Here is a 17134-nt window from a genome sequence, read left to right on the forward strand (position 1 = left end):
GCCACCGACGGGACACAATCCGACTCCATGACCGAATTTGCCATAGGCCAGCGCTGGCTCAGCGAAACCGAAACCGAGCTGGGACTCGGTATCGTCGTCAATCTCGACTACCGTCTGGTGACGGTCTTCTACCCCGCCTGTGAAGAAGAGCGTACCTACGCCAAGAACAACGCGCCCCTCTCGCGCATGACATTCGGCCCCGGCGACACCATCCAGACCAACGAGGGCGACACCCTGATCGTTGAGGCCGTGGAAGAGGTGGATCAGCTGATGATCTATCGTGCCGCCCCGGAGCAGGCCTCCTCCGGGCAGGATCTGCGCACCGTCCCGGAGAGCCAGTTGGGCTACCTGGTGGAACTGAGCGCGGTGACCGACCGGCTGTTCTCCAAACAGCTCGACAGCAAGGGCTGGTTCACCATGCGCGTGGCCGCACTCAACGCGCTGGCGCGCTCCGAACAGTCACCGGTACAGGGCCTGCGCGGCCCGAGAATCGACCTGATCGGCCACCAGCTGGCCATCGCTGACGACGTCGCGCAGCGTTATGCGCCCCGCGTTCTGCTGGCCGACGAAGTGGGCCTGGGCAAGACCATTGAAGCGGGCCTCATCATCCACCAGCAGTTGCACACCCACCGGGCCAGACGCGTCCTGGTCGTGGTGCCTGCGCCCCTGGTTCACCAGTGGTTTGTGGAGATGGTGCGGCGCTTCAACCTGCATTTCAGCATCTTCGACCGTGAACGCCTGCTTGCCCTGCAACCGGAAACCAGCATTCGCGACATGCTGGCCAACATCATTGCCGGTGAGGAGGAGGGCGACAGCAGCGACACCGAGCCCGCACCGGCCTCCGGCAACCCGTTCATGAGCGAGCAGCTGATTCTCTGCAGCACGGAGTTTCTGGAACATTGCGACATGGCGCAGCTCGCCGACGCGGACTGGGACCTGCTGGTGGTGGACGAAGCCCACCATCTGACCTGGTCCGAGACCGGAGCCAGTGAAGCCTACCAGCGGGTGGAACAACTGGCCGCCGCCGCCCGCGGCTTGCTGCTGCTGACCGCCACCCCGGAACAGCTGGGTATCGAGAGCCATTTCGCCCGCTTGCGCCTGCTGGACCCGGATCGTTTTCATTCATTGCCGGATTTCCTGGCCGAGCAGGATGCCTACCAATCCGTGGCCACCCTGGCGGCACGGCTGCACGACGAGGCGGTCTGGGATGACGCACTCAAGGCACAGGCCGCCGCCCATTTGCCGGAAATGGCCATCACCGAGAGCGCCCGGGACGAGATCCTGCGGGAACTGCTGGATCGCAGCGGCACCGGGCGCGCGGTATTTCGCAATACCCGCAAGCATGTCAGCGGCTTCCCGGCACGGCACGTTTATGGCGAACCGATGATGTGGCCGGATCAGTACGGCCCTCGGGATGCCCCGGCGGACCCCAACGACCCGGATCAACTGCTGCACCCGGAAAGCGGCTACGCCGATGACAGCTGGTGCTCTGAAGACAGCCGCGTCGTCTGGCTGGCCGATTTCCTGCGCCAGAACCGGGACCAGAAAGTGCTGGTGATCTGCGCACGGCGGGAAACCGCCATCGACCTGCACGCCTGGTGTGGCTACAAGCTGGGCATGAATGTGGCGGTCTTCCATGAAGACATGGACCTGATCAGCCGCGACCGGGCGGCCGCCTATTTTGCCGACGAGGAAGACGGCGCCCAGGCGCTGATCTGTTCGGAGATCGGCAGTGAGGGGCGCAATTTCCAGTTTGCCCACCATCTGGTCCTGCTGGATCTGCCGCGCAACCCGGATCTGCTGGAGCAGCGCATCGGCCGTCTGGATCGCATTGGCCAGCAGGAAGAGATCCGCATTCATGTGCCCTATTTCGCCGGGCACGCACAGGAAGTGCTGTTCCGTTGGTACGATGAGGGTATGCAAGCATTCACTCACACCAACGCTGCCGGGCCCCAGATTCTGGCCCGGACCCGCGACGCACTGGAACAGGCGCTCGACCACCCCGGCGATGACGCCCGGGTGGATGCCCTGATCGCCCAGACCCAGGCCGTCACCGCCGAGCTGCATGCCCGCATGGAGGCCGGCCGTGATCGGCTGCTGGAGCTGGGCTCCCACGACCCGGTCCGGGCCGAGAAGCTGATCGCCGCCCTGAACGCGGCGGACGACGCCCCGCCGACAGACTTTATGGAAGCCACCTTTGAACGTTTCGGTGTCGAGGTGGAAGAGCACTCTGCCGAGGCGCTGATTCTCAAACCCGGCGCCCATATGGAGGGCCCCTTCCCGCAGTTGCCGGAGGAAGGTGTCACCGTCACCAGTCATCGGCGTACCGCGCTGGCCCGGGATGACATCCAGTTCCTGACCTGGGAGCACCCCATGGTCACCGGTGCCATCGACATGGTGCTGGCGGAGGATCGCGGCAAAGCCTGCGTAACACTGCTGCGCAACCGCAAGGTGAAGCCCGGCACACTGTTGGTGGAAGCCGTGTACACCATAAGCTGCGTCGCCCCGCGCGCCTTGCAGGTCAACCGGTTCCTGCCCACCACGGTGCTGCGCACACTGATCGACGCCCAGGGCCGGGATCTGAGCCAGGCCATCAGCCACGAGGGGCTGAGCAAGCAATGCCACAAGCTCGACAAGCCGCTGGCGCGCAAGATCGTCGACAGCCAGCAGCCACTGCTGGAAAAGCTGCTGGCCGCAGAACAGACCCGCGTCAATGCGCAGGCCGAAACAGTGATTGCCGAGGCCCGGGCGGCCATGCAGCGCGAACAGGCCCATGCCCGCAATCGGCTGGCCCGGCTGCGGGAGAAAAACCCCGCCATCCGGCCGGAGGAAATCGACTTTATCGACGAGCAGACCCGGCAGCTTGAGCGTCATCTGGACGAGGCCAGCTGCCAGCTGGCCGCTGTCCGGATCATCGTGGCCGGCGAGTAGCGCGCACAGCGGGCGTCAGTGATCGCCGTCACCGGCCACTGACGCTGATCCGCGCTATGATGGGATGATGGATAACCCCTATAGCGAAATCACGCTGATCAACTGGTTCAAGCGCGAGCTGGACGCCGCCGGCGCCGATGCTGACTGGGAGCGCCAGCCCTACAGCTATGACGCCATGAACCCCTATGACTTTCTGTGTGCCCGGCTGATCCGCGAAGCCGAACGCACCTGGCGCCTGAAGCACGGCTTTGCCCCCACCCCCGGACAATTGCAGAAAGCCCTCGGCGAGGCGGAATTCGATCGCTCACGCAGCCGTCGGCAGGCGCGCCTGCCCTGGCTACGCTGGCTGCGCCTGCGCTGAGCCCGGTAAGACCATCAGACTCAACCGTAGCATCTGCATTCATGTAAGCCTTGTCCGGATGTGCCACTGTCAGGGCCACCATAACGACAAAATGCGCACGACAACGAGGAACTGCTGATGTCACACCAGGAATTGCCCGGCTGGCGCTGGGGCCCTTTCACCTTCCGCCTCCCGTTCTACCACACCAAGCTGTACTGGCCTGAATTCCTCCAGGGCATCTTCGTCGCGGCGGCGACCGGCCTGGCGCTGGTGCCGGTCATGACGGCGCTGTTCGGGCTGACGTTCGAGCAGGCCATCGCGCTGTCCTTCATCCATACCGTGCTGATCGCCTCCGCCGTCATCGTATTTGGCGAGCCCTACGCCGCAGGCTGGATCACGCCAGCGTTGGCGCTGGTGCTGGCTTACGTGGCGGGGTTCGACGAACCGGTGGCGCGATTCCAGGCGATGACCGCGCTATCGTTGAATTTCGCCTTGCTGGTTTTTTTGCTGGGTATTACCGGGTTGGGCCGACAATTGATCGTCTGGCTGCCGAACACGCTCAAGGCCGGCATTATTCTCGGCGCGGCACTGGCCGCACTGAAGCGGGTATTTGTCGATGATATTGCCAGCTTTCTCGCCCAGCCCGTGGCCATCAGCGTGGCGTGCGCCGTCTGCCTGATCTTCACATTTTCGCTGCCCATGCAGAAGCTCAAGGCACGCAATCGCTTCTTCTTCATGCTTGGTGCGCTGGGCTTGCTGCCCGGGTTTATTGCAGCGGGATTGATTGGCCCGTTTTTTGGTGAAGTCACCTATGACATTCGCTGGGGTTTCATGATCCCGCCGGTCATGGAAACCTTTGCGCTGGTATCGCCCTTCAGCATCGGCTGGCCTGATGCGCAGATGTTCATCCAGGGGATACCGCTGGCGCTGATTGCCTACATCATACTGTTTGGTGATCTGGTGACCGGCAACGAAGTGCTGCGTGACGGCCTCAAGTTCCGCAAGGATGAAAAGATCGACATCAACCCGGGCCGCTCTCACCTGTCACTGGCTATCCGCAACGGGATCATGGGCGTCGTGGCGCCGTTCTTTCCGACCCAGGGGTCTGTCTGGACCGGGGTTCATGTGATCATCGTGCAGCGCTGGAAGCTGGGGCCGAAATCCATGAACAGTTTGCACAGCGGTCTGCACTCCTACTATCTCATGGGCATCCCGTTCATTTTCTTCACGCTACCACTGCTCACCGCGCTGCAACCACTGCTGCCGGTTGCCCTCGCCCTGACGCTGGTGCTTACCGGTTTCGCCTGCGCCTATATCGCCATGTCGATTCCCACAGAAAATATTTCCCGGGGCACCGTGGTGCTGATCGGTGCAGCGCTGGCATTCTTCGAACCCTGGATCGGCTTGCTGGTGGGTATTGCCGCGACGCTGCTATTGGTGGGCTGGGACCGCAACCCGGAGCCAATTCCCCTCGACCACGACTGACCTGCCTGAAAGCACCCGTGAAGCGGCCGCCTGCGCGGCCGCTTCGCTATAAAAATAACGTTATTTCACAGTGACATGGCATTCTGCCACTACTCCAGCCTGTGTTTTTCAGCGAATGAAACGTCTATCCTCAACGCCGGCATTAATGCTCCGGGGAGTCACTGGATCGTGTATTCGTTTTTTCCGGCCATCATTGCGGTGCTGTTTCTCGGTTACGGCCTCTATGTGTTGAAACAACGAGGCAGCACACCGGTAACGCGCAGCTTTTTTGTCCTCTGCTTTACCACCTTCATGTGGCAAGCCACCTGGGCGGTGCTGTTTCAGGTGACAGATCCTGATATCGCACTGCGCCTCGCCCATGTCGGCTATCTGATGATCCTGTTTCTGCCCACCAGCCTTTATCATTTTCTGGTTTCGATTACCGGTCGTGAGCAGGAATACCGCCTGGTCTATCTGTCCTATGCGGTTGCCGCTGTGCTGGCGCTGCTGCTGTTCACCACACCCTGGATCGTGTCCGGCACGTACGATTATTTCTTTGGCCCCTACCCGAAAGCAGGTCTCTTGCATCCGTTGCATGTGCTGCAAACCTGCGTCGTGGTACTGCGCGGTCTGTACATTACCTGGCGCGCCCAGGCAGACGCCGCGCCGCGCCAACGCATACGCTTGCGCTATTGCGTCGCCAGCCTGCTGATCTATCTTTTTGCGGCGGTGGATTATCTGTGCAACTACGGCATGGAATTCTATCCGCCCGGCGTATTTCTGATCTTCATCAGTCTCGGAATACTGACGCTGGCGACAGTGCGCCATCAATTGATGGACGTCTCCGTTGTGGTCAGTCAGGGGTTGGCACGGTTGATGACCCTGTCACTGTTTGCGCTGTTGTATCTGGGCAGCCTGATCCTGCTACACGCGCAGTTCCCCGGCGCCCCCTTCGCAGCGGATGCCATTATCGGCGTGTTGTGGCTGATCCTGGTCTCCGAAAGCTACGCACCCTTGCGGCGCGCGCTGCAGGGTTTGCCGGACCGACTGCTGCAAGGCAGCCGTCAGCGCTACCGCTACAGCGATGTCGTGCAGGCACTGACCGAAGGACTCAGCCGACATATCACGCTCTCGCAACTGGCAGAGACGCTGGAGCGGGTGATGGCGGAACAAGCGCATATATCACCCGTCCGACTACTGGTGCGCGAAGGCATCGCCGGGGGCCATACCGAACTGGGCCGTGCCGGCTTTTTCCTGTGGGACACGCGCGCCTGCGCGCTGGAGGAAACACCCGCGCTGCAACAAGACCACACGTTGTTCCAGGAAGTGACCGCTGATCAGCCGATCGGGCATTATCGCGAGCTGAGCGCCGCGTCGCGCACGATACTGCGACAGCATGATGCGATGTGTGCCATCGTGGTGCGCCTGGAAGGTGAGCCCCTGGCTGTTCTGCTGCTGGGCAAACAGGCCGGTTTTGTACACTACACCCACGAAGATCTGAATCTGCTGGAATTGCTGCCAGGACAACTGGCGCTGGCGCTCGACAAGGTGCACGCCTACGCTCGCGTCAGCGCCGGTCTTGCACGCGCGGGCAAGACCGCATCCCTGATGACGCTGATGAACGAGTATCAGCATGAACTGAAAGCACCGGTCAGCATCATGCACATGTATGCGCAATCGGATATGGGTGAGGGCATTCTCCGCGAAGAAGTCATGACGCAATGCCACCGTTTGCTCGGGTTGCTCGAACAGATGCTGCGTGTCTTGCAGGATGATCGCGCGCGCGATGAGAAACCGGTGCCGCTCAACGCCGTAGTGCAAACGGCACTGCGCCTGTTTCCGCCACGTCAGGCCCAGATCTCCCTGGCGCTGGATCCGGCTCAGCCCATGTTGCTGGGCGATGCCGATGATCTGCTGATTCTCTGCATCAACCTGCTGAAGAATGCGGCCGAAGCAAGCGTACCGGAAAAGCCCAATCTGATTACGGTGACAACGCGCAGCCTCAACGGCGGCAGGGCCGTGAGCCTGACCGTAGCCGACACCGGCGCGGGCATGTCACCGGCACAGCTGCGTGAACAAACCGCGCCGCTGGCGTCGACGAAAGCCGGGGGGAGCGGCCTGGGCCTGAAAGTGATTCGCCGCGTTGCCGCCGAACATCTTGGCCAGGTGCGACTGGACAGCCCCGCCGAAACAGGCACCCGGGTCGAGATCCGTTTCCCGTCTCTGGCTTCATTACGGCAATCGGAGGCCGGATGAATCATGTAACGCCCGGCCCGCGAGGCCGCATCCTGCTGGTCGAAGATGAACCCGCCATTCGGCGTCTGTTTCGTCATACTTATGACGAATTTGACCTCATGACGGCAAGCTCCGTTGAGGAGGCCATCGCACTGCTGCAAGAACCGGAACATGGCATTGGTGTGCTGCTGGCAGACCACTATCTACCGGACGGCACCGGCGTAGACGTGCTTGCCTGGGCCCGACAAAAAGCGCCGCAAACCGTGCGCCTGCTGACAACCTCCCATGCACATTTGTCGCAAGCCATGGCGGCGGTGAACGATGGCGGCATCGCGGGCTATATTCTCAAACCCTGGCAACTCGAGGATTTACGTCAACGCCTGGACGAGGCGCTGCGCGCATTTGTCAGCCGCCAGCAGGAACTCACTTTACTGGAAGGCAAGCGCAGCACTCTGATGACGCTGGCCTCCAGCATTGCCCACGAGATGCGCACACCGCTCGCCTCGATCCGCATGCGCGCAGAAGCCATTGCCGAGCATTGGCCCACGCTCATGGGGCTGTACCAGGATGCGCTGCGCAGTGGGCACCTGTCCGGGCCCTTGCCACGGGCGCGCCGTCTTGATGCCTTGCGAAGCAGTCTGGATGTCATTCAGCAGGAGGTCGATCACTCGAATCTGGTAATTGATATGCTGCTGGCGTCAGCGAACGCGGAGAAGTTCGATACCGCAACCTTTGCGATACACAGTGCACGTGAATGCGTGGATGAAGCGCTGGCGCACTTTCCATTCCCCCTTGGCCTGGCCGAGCGGGTCACCTTCTGCCGTCATGGCGACGCACGCTTCTATGGCTCTGATGTGCTGCTGACCTTTGTGCTCTACAATCTGATCAAGAATGCCTGCCAGGCCATACAGGCTGCCGGAAAAGGGCGCATTCATATTCACATCTTGCAAACCCGCACCGGTGCTGCATTGACCATCAGTGATAGCGGCTCGGGCATTGCACTCGAAACCCTGCCACGTATTTTTGATGATTTTTTTACCACTCGCGCTGTCGGCACCGGCGTCGGCCTGGTGTTCTGCCGCAGAGCGATGCTCGCGATGGGCGGTGAAATTCGATGTCGTTCACGTCACGGCCATTATACGGCCTTTCGTCTACGCTGGCCGGTGTGCCAGGCTGATGATCAATGACGTAAAACGCGGGAGCGCCCGTTGTCCTGAGCGCCCCCACGCCCGGACGGACCAATCCTTTCCCTGGACAAGTACGACCCTTACTTATTGACGACTTTCCTGCTGATACGCGTCGTCATTGATGCACGGTCTTATCGCGCTGCCTCCATCACGCGAACCGGTTCTACAGAAGCGCCGGTGGGCACTTCATAGGCACGGATTTTTTCCAGTATCGATGCCGGCAACCGGCTGATACGACGCTGGTGATTGGCGAACACGATCTGCTGATACCCGCCGGAGACCAGATCACCCGTTTCGGCGTTGTAAAAACGAAACACCAGATAGAACGATGCCTGCTTTACGCAGGCTGCGTTCATCTCACAACGGATTTTCTGGAACGGAAAGGTTTCATTGACATAATCGTTGTGTGCCAGCTTGGTAATGAACACGCCCTGGTCCTGCAGCATATCCGCAGAAATGCATTTGAAAAACCAGGACTCCCGACACATACCCTGCCATTCAAAGTAACGTGAAAAGTAGGTATTGGCGTACGCATTGGAATCCTTGAGCCAGGTTTCCAGCGTATGCGTATACGTATTTTCCGCTTCCTCGAAGGGTAATGCCCGCCAGTTCTCCAGCGAATCTTCTCGCGTACCGGGCTGCCAGGATGAGGCAGGAATAGCGACATGATGGTTCATGATGAATCTCCTGTTGGATTGATTAATGACGGAAGATTCCGGATGTGGAAAATTCCGTCATTAACGTTAGTCCAAGCAGGCACATCTGATGCCAATGAATCGCCACGAACCGAAAAATATTGGCAATGATGGCAAAGTGCCATCATTCTATGGCATGAGTTTTCAGCCGCCAGCAGTCATTTTGCTAACGGCTGGTTTTCATAAAAGTGCTGTCAGCCTTTTTTCGGTTTGATCTCCAGCATTGCCGCGACCAGCGATTGCTGCAGCTCACCCGGTGACACGACCACGCTTTCGTCGTCATCCCCCGGCATGATGGCAACCGACGTTTCGTCATCCGTCATCCCGGGCAGCCAACGCTCCAGCCATACATCCAGATGAATGACCGCGGGGCTGTACCCCGCCCAGTCATCTCCGGCCCAGGCCGCCGCCATATCAGGATGCGGCCAGACCGGCAGGCACTCTTCATCTTCCGCGCGCAGCGCCACCCAGTCATCACCCTGAGCCAGGCTCCAGATTTCATTGTGCGTGACTGCCTGTTTTACAAAGTAGTCGTAACGTTCATCTGCAGGCAGCGACATCGCTTTGCGCAGTTGGGTGGAATCAAGGGAATACGTCATTGGGCAGCCTCCCGGCTTACTCAGAGGGCCGACCAGCATGACACAAACCCGGGGTCTCCATACAGTGAATCCGGTCGCCGGGACGCCGGCGACAGCGCCCGGGGCACGGCTGACGCTGTCCGTACCGCGCTGGTACACTGCCGACAGATCACACAGCGCCATCAGGCGCGCAAACCAAAGGGCCCCCGCCATGCCACCAGCCAGCCGCCACCCGTTCCGCATCACAGCGCTCCTGCTGTGCGCCTTGCTGGTTGCCGTATTGTTGCTGGCCACCGCGCTGACCCTGTTCTGGCCGACAGTGCATCTGCGCAGCAGCCTGGCCGATCTGGCAAGCGACCGCCTGGGTGTGCCGGTGACCATCGACGGCGACGCGCAGGTGCGGCTCTGGCCGAGACCGGCGCTGCGCATCAATGATGTGTCACTGGATGATGGCAGCCTGGCGGCAGGACGCATCAGCCTGCGCTGGCTTCCGCTGCTGCGCGGGCAATTCGTTCCCGCCTCTGTTTACCTGGATACCCCGGTACTGAATCTGGTGCGCGATGAAAACGGCGTGCTGAATATTGATCCCCGGGACGACGATGCCACCCCGGCACAGACTGCCGCGGTTTTCGATTTGCACATTCGCCAGGGCACCCTGCACTGGCATGACCAGGCGCGTGATCAACGTGCATCGGTAACGGCGCTGTATCTGTCCCTGCCCGCATTGCGCTGGCGCCGGGCCAGGGACGGCGACCATCCACTGTCGCGCCTCAATCTGTCCGCCGAGGCCCGCGCCGAGACGCTGCATTACAACACGCTGGCGCTGGCAGATATTTCACTGGGCCTGTCCGTGCGCGACGGTGCGCTGCGCAGCAGCGACTGGCAGATGTCCTTCCTCGACAGCGCGGGCACCGCCGAAGCCGATATGGACTTCAGCAGCAGCCCGGCAAGCTGGGCACTGGCGTTGCAGTTTGATGCCCTGCAGGCCGCCGCCCTGCCGGAGGCATGGCTGCCCGGCGATGGTGCCACCGGCAGTGCCGCACTCACCCTGTCACTCACCAGCCAGGGCAATGAGACGGATGCCATACTGCGGCATCTTGATGGCGCCATTCGCCTCAGCGGGCGGGATATGGTGTTACACGGTATGGATCTGGACCAGGAGCTTGCCCGGTTCCAGCGCACCCAGCGCTTCAGTCTGGTGGACGCTGGCGCGTTCATCTTCGCCGGCCCGATCGGGCTCGCGGCAACCAAGGGTTCCGAGTTTGCTCGTTTGCTGGATCGCGCTGATGGCGACACCCGCATTACGCACTTGCTCTCCGACTGGACGGTAGAAGACGGCGTTGCCCACGCCCGGGATGTGGCCATGGCCACCGAGCGCAATCGCATTGCGCTCAGGGCTGATCTGGATTTGTCCGCTCGCAGCATTCAGGACGCGGCTGTTGCTGTCATCAACCAGGATGGCTGTGCGGTAATACAACAGCGCATCCGTGGCAGCTTTGATGCACCTGATATCGATGAGCCCGCCATCGTCGATGCACTGTTAGGCGCACCACTGGCATTGCTGCAACGGGGGTTGGACGCTCTGTCCATCAAACGTGAGGATTGCGACAGCTTCTACAACGGCGAAGTGTCGCCCCCGGCAGACGACTGACCCGAAAAAACAGACCCGGACCCATCACCGCAGCGCGCGGCCACAGCCTTCGAAGCGCTCCTCGCCCCACTGCACGGCAACCTGATAATCGAACGCTTCCCCGGACATGATGTCCTGACAGGGCGTTTGTCGCGCTTCGATGTTCAGGGCAGCCGTGCCAACGCCGGTTTCCGTCGCCTCCGTCTCGTAGGTCACCACCGACACATCGCCGATGCGGGTTTCTTCACCCCCGGGCTCTGGTGCAATGACCTCCCGCTCGCCATAAGCCAGCACCAGATGCAGGCGCTCTTCGGGATAGATATCCAGATACCAGCCGGGCTCCTGGCCGATGGCGCGGAAGGCCACACCCCGCTCCCGCGCGGCAACCCAGGGGCCCGAAGATGCTTCGGGGACCTCCGCCACAGGCTGCGGAGGCTGTGGTTCGCCGCATGCCGCCAACAAGCCCAGCGTCATGCCCAGCATTACACCGGGCGTAAATGCCCGCATATTGATTCGTGTCAGTGTCTTCATGCTTCGCTCCCTGCAGTTTGTCGTGCTTTTCGCGTACTCTGTTCGAGTATAAGCGTGACAGCATGTTCAGCGCACACCAGCCAGCGAAGATCAGCCTATGAAAATCAGTGATATGCGGCGGGACTACGAGAGCAGCGGCCTGCGGCGGTCGGATCTGCATGCCGACCCGCTGGTGCAATTTGAAACCTGGTTCGACGAAGCACACTCTGCCGGTGTGGCGGACGCGAACGCCCTGGCCCTGGCCAGCGTTGGCCCCGATGGCCAGCCCGGCTTGCGCACCGTGCTGCTCAAGGACGTCAGCAACGGCGGCTTTGTGTTTTTCACCAACTACGACAGCAACAAGGGCCGCGCACTGCAGGCGCACCCGCAAGCCACCATGCTGTTTCACTGGCGCGAGCTCAATCGTCAGGTCATCGTCGAGGGTCGGGTCCAGCAGGTGTCGGAGGCAGAATCCGCCGCCTACTTCAGCAGCCGTCCCCGGGGCAGCCAGCTGAGCGCCTGGGCGTCACGGCAGAGTGCCGAAATCGACTCCCGCGACACGCTGGAGCAGCAACTGGCAGACGTCAGTGCACGCTTTGGCGATGGCCCGATACCGCTGCCGCCCTTTTGGGGCGGCTTCCGGCTGATGCCGGAACGCATCGAGTTCTGGCAGGGTCGCCCGAATCGCCTGCATGACCGGCTGGCCTACCAGCGCAGCGACAACCACTGGGTGGTCCACCGCCTGCAACCCTGATCAACACCGTGGCACAGATGTGAACAATCTGCCTGTGCCACGGCAGGCTTTCCCGGCGGCAACCCAAGCACGCAACCCAGCGCGCAACTCAGGCACGCAGTTCCAGCAGCAGCTTGTTGATACGGCGGACATACCCCGCCGCATCCTGCAGGCTGTCGCCGCCAGCCAGACGTGCCTGTTCATAGATCACCGACACCAGATCTTCCGTGTGGGCATCACTGCCGCCCTGGTGCAACCGCTGCACCAGCGGATGCTGCGGATTGATCTCGAGCACCGGTTTGCTGTCCGGCACCGGTTGCCCGGCGGCCTCGAGCAACCGGCGCATCTGCGCACCCATATCATGCTCGGCAACCACCAGACACGCCGGTGAATCCGTCAACCGATGCGTGGTCCGCACGCTGGCCACATCCGCTTTCAGGATGGTGGCAATCTGCGCCGTGAGATCGCTGTAGGTCTTGTCAGCTTCTTCCTGCTGCTGCTTTTCTTCTGCATCTTCCAGGTCGCCCAGATCCAGCTGGCCACGGGCAATATCCTGCAACGGCGTGCCATCGAACTCGTTCAGGTGGCTCATCAGCCACTCATCTATGCGATCCGACAACAGCAGCACTTCAATGCCTTTCTTGCGGAACACCTCGAGATGCGGGCTGCCCGCGGCGTTCTGATGGCCATCGGCCACCACATAGTAGATGGCTTTCTGGCCTTCTTTCATGCGCGCGATATAGTCAGCAAAGCCCACTGTTTGCGCGGCTTCGCCGCTCTGCGTACTGGCAAAACGCAGCAGCTTCGCCACGATTTCCCGATTCCCGTGATCCTCCGCCGGGCCTTCCTTCAATACGCTGCCGAAGGCATCCCAGAACGTCTGGTACTTTTCCGCATCGTTGTCAGCCAGCTTTTCCAGCATGCTCAGCGCGCGCTTGGTCAGTGCCTGCTTCAGCGACGCCACTGTGCGGTCGTTCTGAAGAATTTCCCGGGAGACGTTCAGGGACAGATCATTGGTGTCGATAACGCCTTTGATAAAGCGCAGGTACAACGGCAGGAACTGCTCGGCATCGTCCATGATGAAGACGCGCTGCACATACAGCTTCAGACCGCGGGGCGCTTCCCGCTGATACAGATCGAACGGCGGCTTTTCCGGCACATAGATCAGTGAGGTGTAATCCAGCTTGCCTTCTACCCGGTTGTGGCTCCAGGTCAGCGCATCACCATAATCGTGGGAGACATGCCGATAGAAGTCCTGATATTCCTCGTCGGAGACGTCGGATTTGTTGCGCGTCCAGAGGGCGGTGGCGCTGTTGATCTGCTCCAGTGCCGGCGTTTCACTCTTGTCGCTGGTGTCTTCGTCGGTATCATCGGAGGCGGGCTTTTCTGCGGCCATCATCACCGGCACGGAAATATGATCCGAGTATTTGCGCACCAGGGATTTCAGCCGCCAGGGATCAAGGAACTCTTTTTCCTCGTCACGCAGGTGCAGGATGATCTCGGTACCGCGCTCCGGCCGTTGTACCTGGCCCAGCTCGAACTCGCCGGTGCCCTCGCTCGCCCAGTAGACGCCCTCTTCGGCGGCGGTGCCTGCCTTGCGGGTCAGCACTTCAACGCGGTCGGCAACAATGAAGGCACTGTAGAAACCCACACCGAACTGGCCGATCAGGCGGGAATCCTTTTTCTGGTCACCGCTCATTTCCTTGAGAAACTCTGCGGTGCCGGAGCGGGCGATGGTGCCCAGATTGGCGACGACGTCATCGCGGTTCATGCCCACGCCGTTATCACGGATCGTCAGGGTGCCGGCGTCCTTGTCGGCGCTGATGGTGATGCGCAAGTCGCCGTCACCTTCGTACAGGTCGTTGTTCTGCAGGGCCACAAATGCCAGCTTGTCGGCGGCATCCGAGGCATTGGAGATCAGCTCGCGCAGGAAGATTTCCTTGTTGCTGTAGAGCGAGTGCACCATCAGGTGCAGGAGCTGTTTGACTTCGGTCTGGAATTCGCGCTTTTCGGTCGTCTGGGCGGCCTGGGACATGTCGGGCTTCCTCTGTTACGGGGTCTTGCAGAAACGGTTTCGGCCCCGGTACAGGGGCGCGTTATGGGGTCAGAGGTTGGGGGTCAGGTGTGAAAATTCAAGAGCGCGGTGACTCGGAGTGGGTCACCCCGGCTCAACGCCGGAGCGAGATTCAGCGTTCGGCAGCCTGTTACACCACGCCCTGAGCCAGCATGGCGTCGGCCACTTTCAGGAAGCCGGCGACGTTGGCGCCGCGGACATAGTCGATGTGGCCACTGTCACCATCGCGGCCGTGCTGGCAGCAGTTGGTGTGGATGGCGCGCATGATGCTGTGCAGCTTTTCATCGACTTCGCCCTCGCTCCAGTGAATGCGCAGGGCGTTCTGGCTCATTTCCAGGCCGGACACGGAGACGCCGCCGGCGTTGGCGGCCTTGCTGGGCGCGTAGAGGATTTTCGCGTCGCGGAAGGTTTTTACTGCCTGCGGCGTACAGCCCATATTCGAGCCTTCGGCCACGGCGAAGCAGCCGTTGTTGATCAGGGTGTGGGCAGCCTTTTCATCGAGTTCGTTCTGGGTGGCACACGGCAAAGCGATATCGCAGGGGAAGTGCCAGGGCGTCTTGCCTTCGGCGTAATCGAGAGAGTATTCCTCGGCGAGTTCAGTGATACGGCCGCGGCGGTTGTTCTTCAGGTCGCTGAGGTAGTCCCACTGCTCGCGGGTGAAGCCGTCAGGGTTATGCACCGTGCCGCCGGAGTCGGACAGGGTGACCACTTTGGCGCCCTGGACGATGAGGATCTTCGCCGCAAACTGGGCAACATTGCCGGAACCGGAGATGGCAATGCGCTGGCCTTCGGTGCCACAGGCGCGGGCGCGCAGCATTTCTTCCAGAAAGTAGACCAGGCCGTAGCCGGTGGCTTCCGGGCGCAGCAGGCTGCCACCCCAGCTGTAGCCCTTGCCGGTAAAGACGCCGGTGAATTCGTTCTTCAGGCGCTTGTACTGACCGAACAGGTAGCCGACCTCGCGGGCGCCAACGCCGATATCGCCCGCCGGGACATCCAGATCGGGGCCGATGTGGCGATAGAGTTCGTTCATGAACGACTGGCAGAAACGCATTACTTCGTCATCGCTGCGGCCGCGCGGGTTGAAATCGGCGCCGCCCTTGCCGCCGCCCATAGGCAGGGTGGTCAGGGCATTCTTGAAGGTCTGCTCAAAGGCGAGAAACTTGAGCACGCCCAGATTGACGCTGGGGTGGAAACGCAGGCCGCCCTTGTAAGGGCCGATGGCGCTGTTCATCTGCACGCGATAGCCCCGGTTGACGTGGACCTGGCCCTTGTCGTCGGTCCAGGGCACGCGGAACATGATGACCCGCTCGGGCTCGGTCATGCGTTCCAGCAGCGCCTGCTTCACATACACATCGTGCTGTTCGATATAGGGCCACAGGCTGGTGAAGACGGTGCCCACGGCCTGATGAAATTCCTTCTCGTGGGGATCTCTGTGGGTCAGGCGATCCAGAAAATCGTGAAGAGTCTGCATGGTGCGCGTCTATCCTGTGAGGTATGCGGTGTCAGAAAAATATGAGGGCATGATGGCGGTTTCACCTGCTGCGGGGCAAGGCAAACTCAGCGCGTGCGAAGACGGCGCCCCTCGTGAATATCCTGCCCGGGATGCAGAATGACGCGCTCCCCCGCGTCCAGGCCCGCCGTCACTTCGGCACGCAGGCCGCTGCGCTCACCGATGTCCAGGCGACGCAGGCGCGCACGGCCGTTATCGGCCACATAGGTCGCCCAGCCGGTGTCATCGCGGAACACCGCGCTGACCGGAATCTGCAGCACGTCGTCGCTGTGGCGCAGCAGAAATGCCGCCTCCACCCGGTAGCCGTCCCCCAGGCCGGCGGACAGCGCATGGTCGAGGTCGATATCCACCAGCACCCAGACGCGTTGCTCTTCGACGCCCAGCGCGGACACCCGGGTGAAACCGGCGGGCTCCACACGCCGAACGGTGCCCGCGAGTTCACCGTCGCCGCCCCAGCGCGTCAGCAGCACCGGCATGCCCGGGCGGATGCGCACGGCATCGCGGGACAGCACATCGACTTCCACTTCCAGGCTGTTCAGATCACCCAGCACCATGACCGGTTCGCCCGCCTGGACCGCGCCTTCGCTCTGTCGCGGGCGCCGCAGCACCGTCGCATCCAGGGGCGCGCGTACGGTCAGGGGCGCGACGTCGTCGGCACCGCCACTGACCGCCAGGGTGGCACGGGCATTGTCCCGTTCATGGCGCGCCACATCGACGGCAAAGCGGGTGGAGCGCAGCGCGGCGTCCGCTCGGCGGACTTCGGTTTCCGCGCGATCCAGCACCTCGGCGGACAGGTGCCCGGCGCGGGCCAGGGGACGCACGCGCTCGAGTTCCTTGCGGGCCAGTTCGGCGCGCGCCTCTTCTGCCTCCACATGGCTGCGGGTCACCGCCAGCATGGCTTCGGCCCGGCCCAGGCTGGCCTCCGCCTGGGCGCGGCTGCGCGCATCCAGCGGCGCGGAATACAGCGGCTGCACGAGGAACAAGGGGTCGCCACGCTGCACCGTGTCGCCCGGCTCCAGCCGCACGCGACTCAGGTGGCCACTGACCGGCGCGGACACCTCATAGCGATCCGCCAGCCGGGTGCGCCCCTCCTCTTCCACCGTGACCCGGAACGTATCGCAGTGCGCCTCGGCGGTATCCACCAGCGCCGGTGGCTCCCGGAAGCCGAGCAGCAGGCCGGCGACAATCGCCACAGCCAGTGCTGCCAGCAGCAGCGTGCGACGGGTGCTCTTGTTGATTTTTTTCAT

Annotated in this window: 13 protein-coding genes; 7 read left to right on the forward strand and 6 right to left on the reverse strand. The window is 61.8% G+C overall.

Annotated elements, in window-relative coordinates; genetic code table 11:
• Positions 1–27 precede the first annotated feature (27 nt).
• The 5 genes from rapA (at position 28) to K8B33_RS07585 (ending at position 8157) form a co-directional block, all read left to right on the forward strand.
• Positions 28–2931 carry an RNA polymerase-associated protein RapA gene (gene rapA / locus K8B33_RS07565; protein ID WP_223425208.1) on the forward strand — a complete coding sequence of 968 codons (2904 nt, stop codon included), beginning with the start codon at positions 28–30 and terminating at the stop codon, positions 2929–2931.
• Positions 2932–2998: 67 nt separating this feature from the next.
• Positions 2999–3292, forward strand: coding sequence for a hypothetical protein (locus K8B33_RS07570; RefSeq protein ID WP_223425211.1), 294 nt, complete (start codon positions 2999–3001; stop codon positions 3290–3292).
• 117 nt (positions 3293–3409) lie between these two features.
• Entirely contained in the window at positions 3410–4756 is a 1347-nt protein-coding gene (locus tag K8B33_RS07575; RefSeq protein WP_223425213.1) for a hypothetical protein, read from the forward strand.
• A 168-nt stretch (positions 4757–4924) separates the two neighbouring features.
• Positions 4925–6991 (forward strand): ATP-binding protein, encoded by a 2067-nt coding sequence (locus K8B33_RS07580; RefSeq protein WP_223425215.1) that lies wholly within the window; start codon positions 4925–4927, stop codon positions 6989–6991.
• Positions 6988–8157: a sensor histidine kinase gene (locus K8B33_RS07585; protein ID WP_223425217.1), complete on the forward strand. Its 1170-nt coding sequence runs from the start codon at positions 6988–6990 to the stop codon at positions 8155–8157. Before K8B33_RS07580 ends, K8B33_RS07585 begins: the two co-directional genes overlap by 4 nt.
• 131 nt (positions 8158–8288) lie before the next feature.
• On the opposite strand, the gene K8B33_RS07590 is transcribed toward K8B33_RS07585, so the two are convergent.
• Together K8B33_RS07590 and K8B33_RS07595 are read right to left on the reverse strand one after the other, a co-directional pair.
• Entirely contained in the window at positions 8289–8834 is a 546-nt protein-coding gene (locus tag K8B33_RS07590) for an acyl-CoA thioesterase (protein WP_223425219.1), read from the reverse strand.
• A gap of 212 nt (positions 8835–9046) precedes the next feature.
• On the reverse strand, positions 9047–9451 hold the full coding sequence (locus K8B33_RS07595) for a DUF2750 domain-containing protein (protein WP_223425221.1): 405 nt from the start codon (positions 9449–9451) through the stop codon (positions 9047–9049).
• 190 nt (positions 9452–9641) lie between these two features.
• Here K8B33_RS07595 and K8B33_RS07600 point away from each other — a divergent pair, with 190 nt between their 5' ends.
• Positions 9642–11081 carry an AsmA family protein gene (locus K8B33_RS07600; RefSeq protein WP_223425223.1) on the forward strand — a complete coding sequence of 480 codons (1440 nt, stop codon included), beginning with the start codon at positions 9642–9644 and terminating at the stop codon, positions 11079–11081.
• Between the two features lie 24 nt (positions 11082–11105).
• Here K8B33_RS07600 and K8B33_RS07605 read toward each other — a convergent pair whose 3' ends face one another.
• Positions 11106–11591, reverse strand: coding sequence for a hypothetical protein (locus tag K8B33_RS07605; protein ID WP_223425225.1), 486 nt, complete (start codon positions 11589–11591; stop codon positions 11106–11108).
• Between the two features lie 97 nt (positions 11592–11688).
• Between K8B33_RS07605 and pdxH the strand changes: the two genes are divergently transcribed.
• Entirely contained in the window at positions 11689–12324 is a 636-nt protein-coding gene (pdxH, locus tag K8B33_RS07610; RefSeq protein WP_223425227.1) for a pyridoxamine 5'-phosphate oxidase, read from the forward strand.
• An 88-nt stretch (positions 12325–12412) separates the two neighbouring features.
• Here pdxH and htpG read toward each other — a convergent pair whose 3' ends face one another.
• The 3 genes from htpG to K8B33_RS07625 all read right to left on the reverse strand — a co-directional run bounded on the left by htpG (position 12413) and on the right by K8B33_RS07625 (position 17134).
• Positions 12413–14338 (reverse strand): molecular chaperone HtpG, encoded by a 1926-nt coding sequence (gene htpG, locus K8B33_RS07615; RefSeq protein WP_223425229.1) that lies wholly within the window; start codon positions 14336–14338, stop codon positions 12413–12415.
• Positions 14339–14507: 169 nt separating this feature from the next.
• Entirely contained in the window at positions 14508–15848 is a 1341-nt protein-coding gene (gdhA, locus tag K8B33_RS07620) for an NADP-specific glutamate dehydrogenase (protein ID WP_223425231.1), read from the reverse strand.
• Between the two features lie 86 nt (positions 15849–15934).
• Entirely contained in the window at positions 15935–17134 is a 1200-nt protein-coding gene (locus K8B33_RS07625; RefSeq protein ID WP_223425233.1) for an efflux RND transporter periplasmic adaptor subunit, read from the reverse strand.

This window comes from Alcanivorax limicola (assembly GCF_019931215.1).
GTDB lineage: Bacteria > Pseudomonadota > Gammaproteobacteria > Pseudomonadales > Alcanivoracaceae > Isoalcanivorax > Isoalcanivorax limicola.

Coding starts and splice junctions, on each gene's coding strand:
- pdxH (WP_223425227.1), top strand. CDS start 11,689: ATGAAAATCAGTGATATGCGGCGGGACTACGAGAGCAGCGGCCTGCGG.
- K8B33_RS07600 (WP_223425223.1), top strand. CDS start 9,642: ATGCCACCAGCCAGCCGCCACCCGTTCCGCATCACAGCGCTCCTGCTG.
- gdhA (WP_223425231.1), bottom strand. CDS start 15,848: ATGCAGACTCTTCACGATTTTCTGGATCGCCTGACCCACAGAGATCCC.
- K8B33_RS07585 (WP_223425217.1), top strand. CDS start 6,988: ATGAATCATGTAACGCCCGGCCCGCGAGGCCGCATCCTGCTGGTCGAA.
- K8B33_RS07595 (WP_223425221.1), bottom strand. CDS start 9,451: ATGACGTATTCCCTTGATTCCACCCAACTGCGCAAAGCGATGTCGCTG.
- rapA (WP_223425208.1), top strand. CDS start 28: ATGACCGAATTTGCCATAGGCCAGCGCTGGCTCAGCGAAACCGAAACC.
- K8B33_RS07590 (WP_223425219.1), bottom strand. CDS start 8,834: ATGAACCATCATGTCGCTATTCCTGCCTCATCCTGGCAGCCCGGTACG.
- htpG (WP_223425229.1), bottom strand. CDS start 14,338: ATGTCCCAGGCCGCCCAGACGACCGAAAAGCGCGAATTCCAGACCGAA.
- K8B33_RS07605 (WP_223425225.1), bottom strand. CDS start 11,591: ATGAAGACACTGACACGAATCAATATGCGGGCATTTACGCCCGGTGTA.
- K8B33_RS07570 (WP_223425211.1), top strand. CDS start 2,999: ATGGATAACCCCTATAGCGAAATCACGCTGATCAACTGGTTCAAGCGC.
- K8B33_RS07575 (WP_223425213.1), top strand. CDS start 3,410: ATGTCACACCAGGAATTGCCCGGCTGGCGCTGGGGCCCTTTCACCTTC.
- K8B33_RS07625 (WP_223425233.1), bottom strand. CDS start 17,134: ATGAAAAAAATCAACAAGAGCACCCGTCGCACGCTGCTGCTGGCAGCA.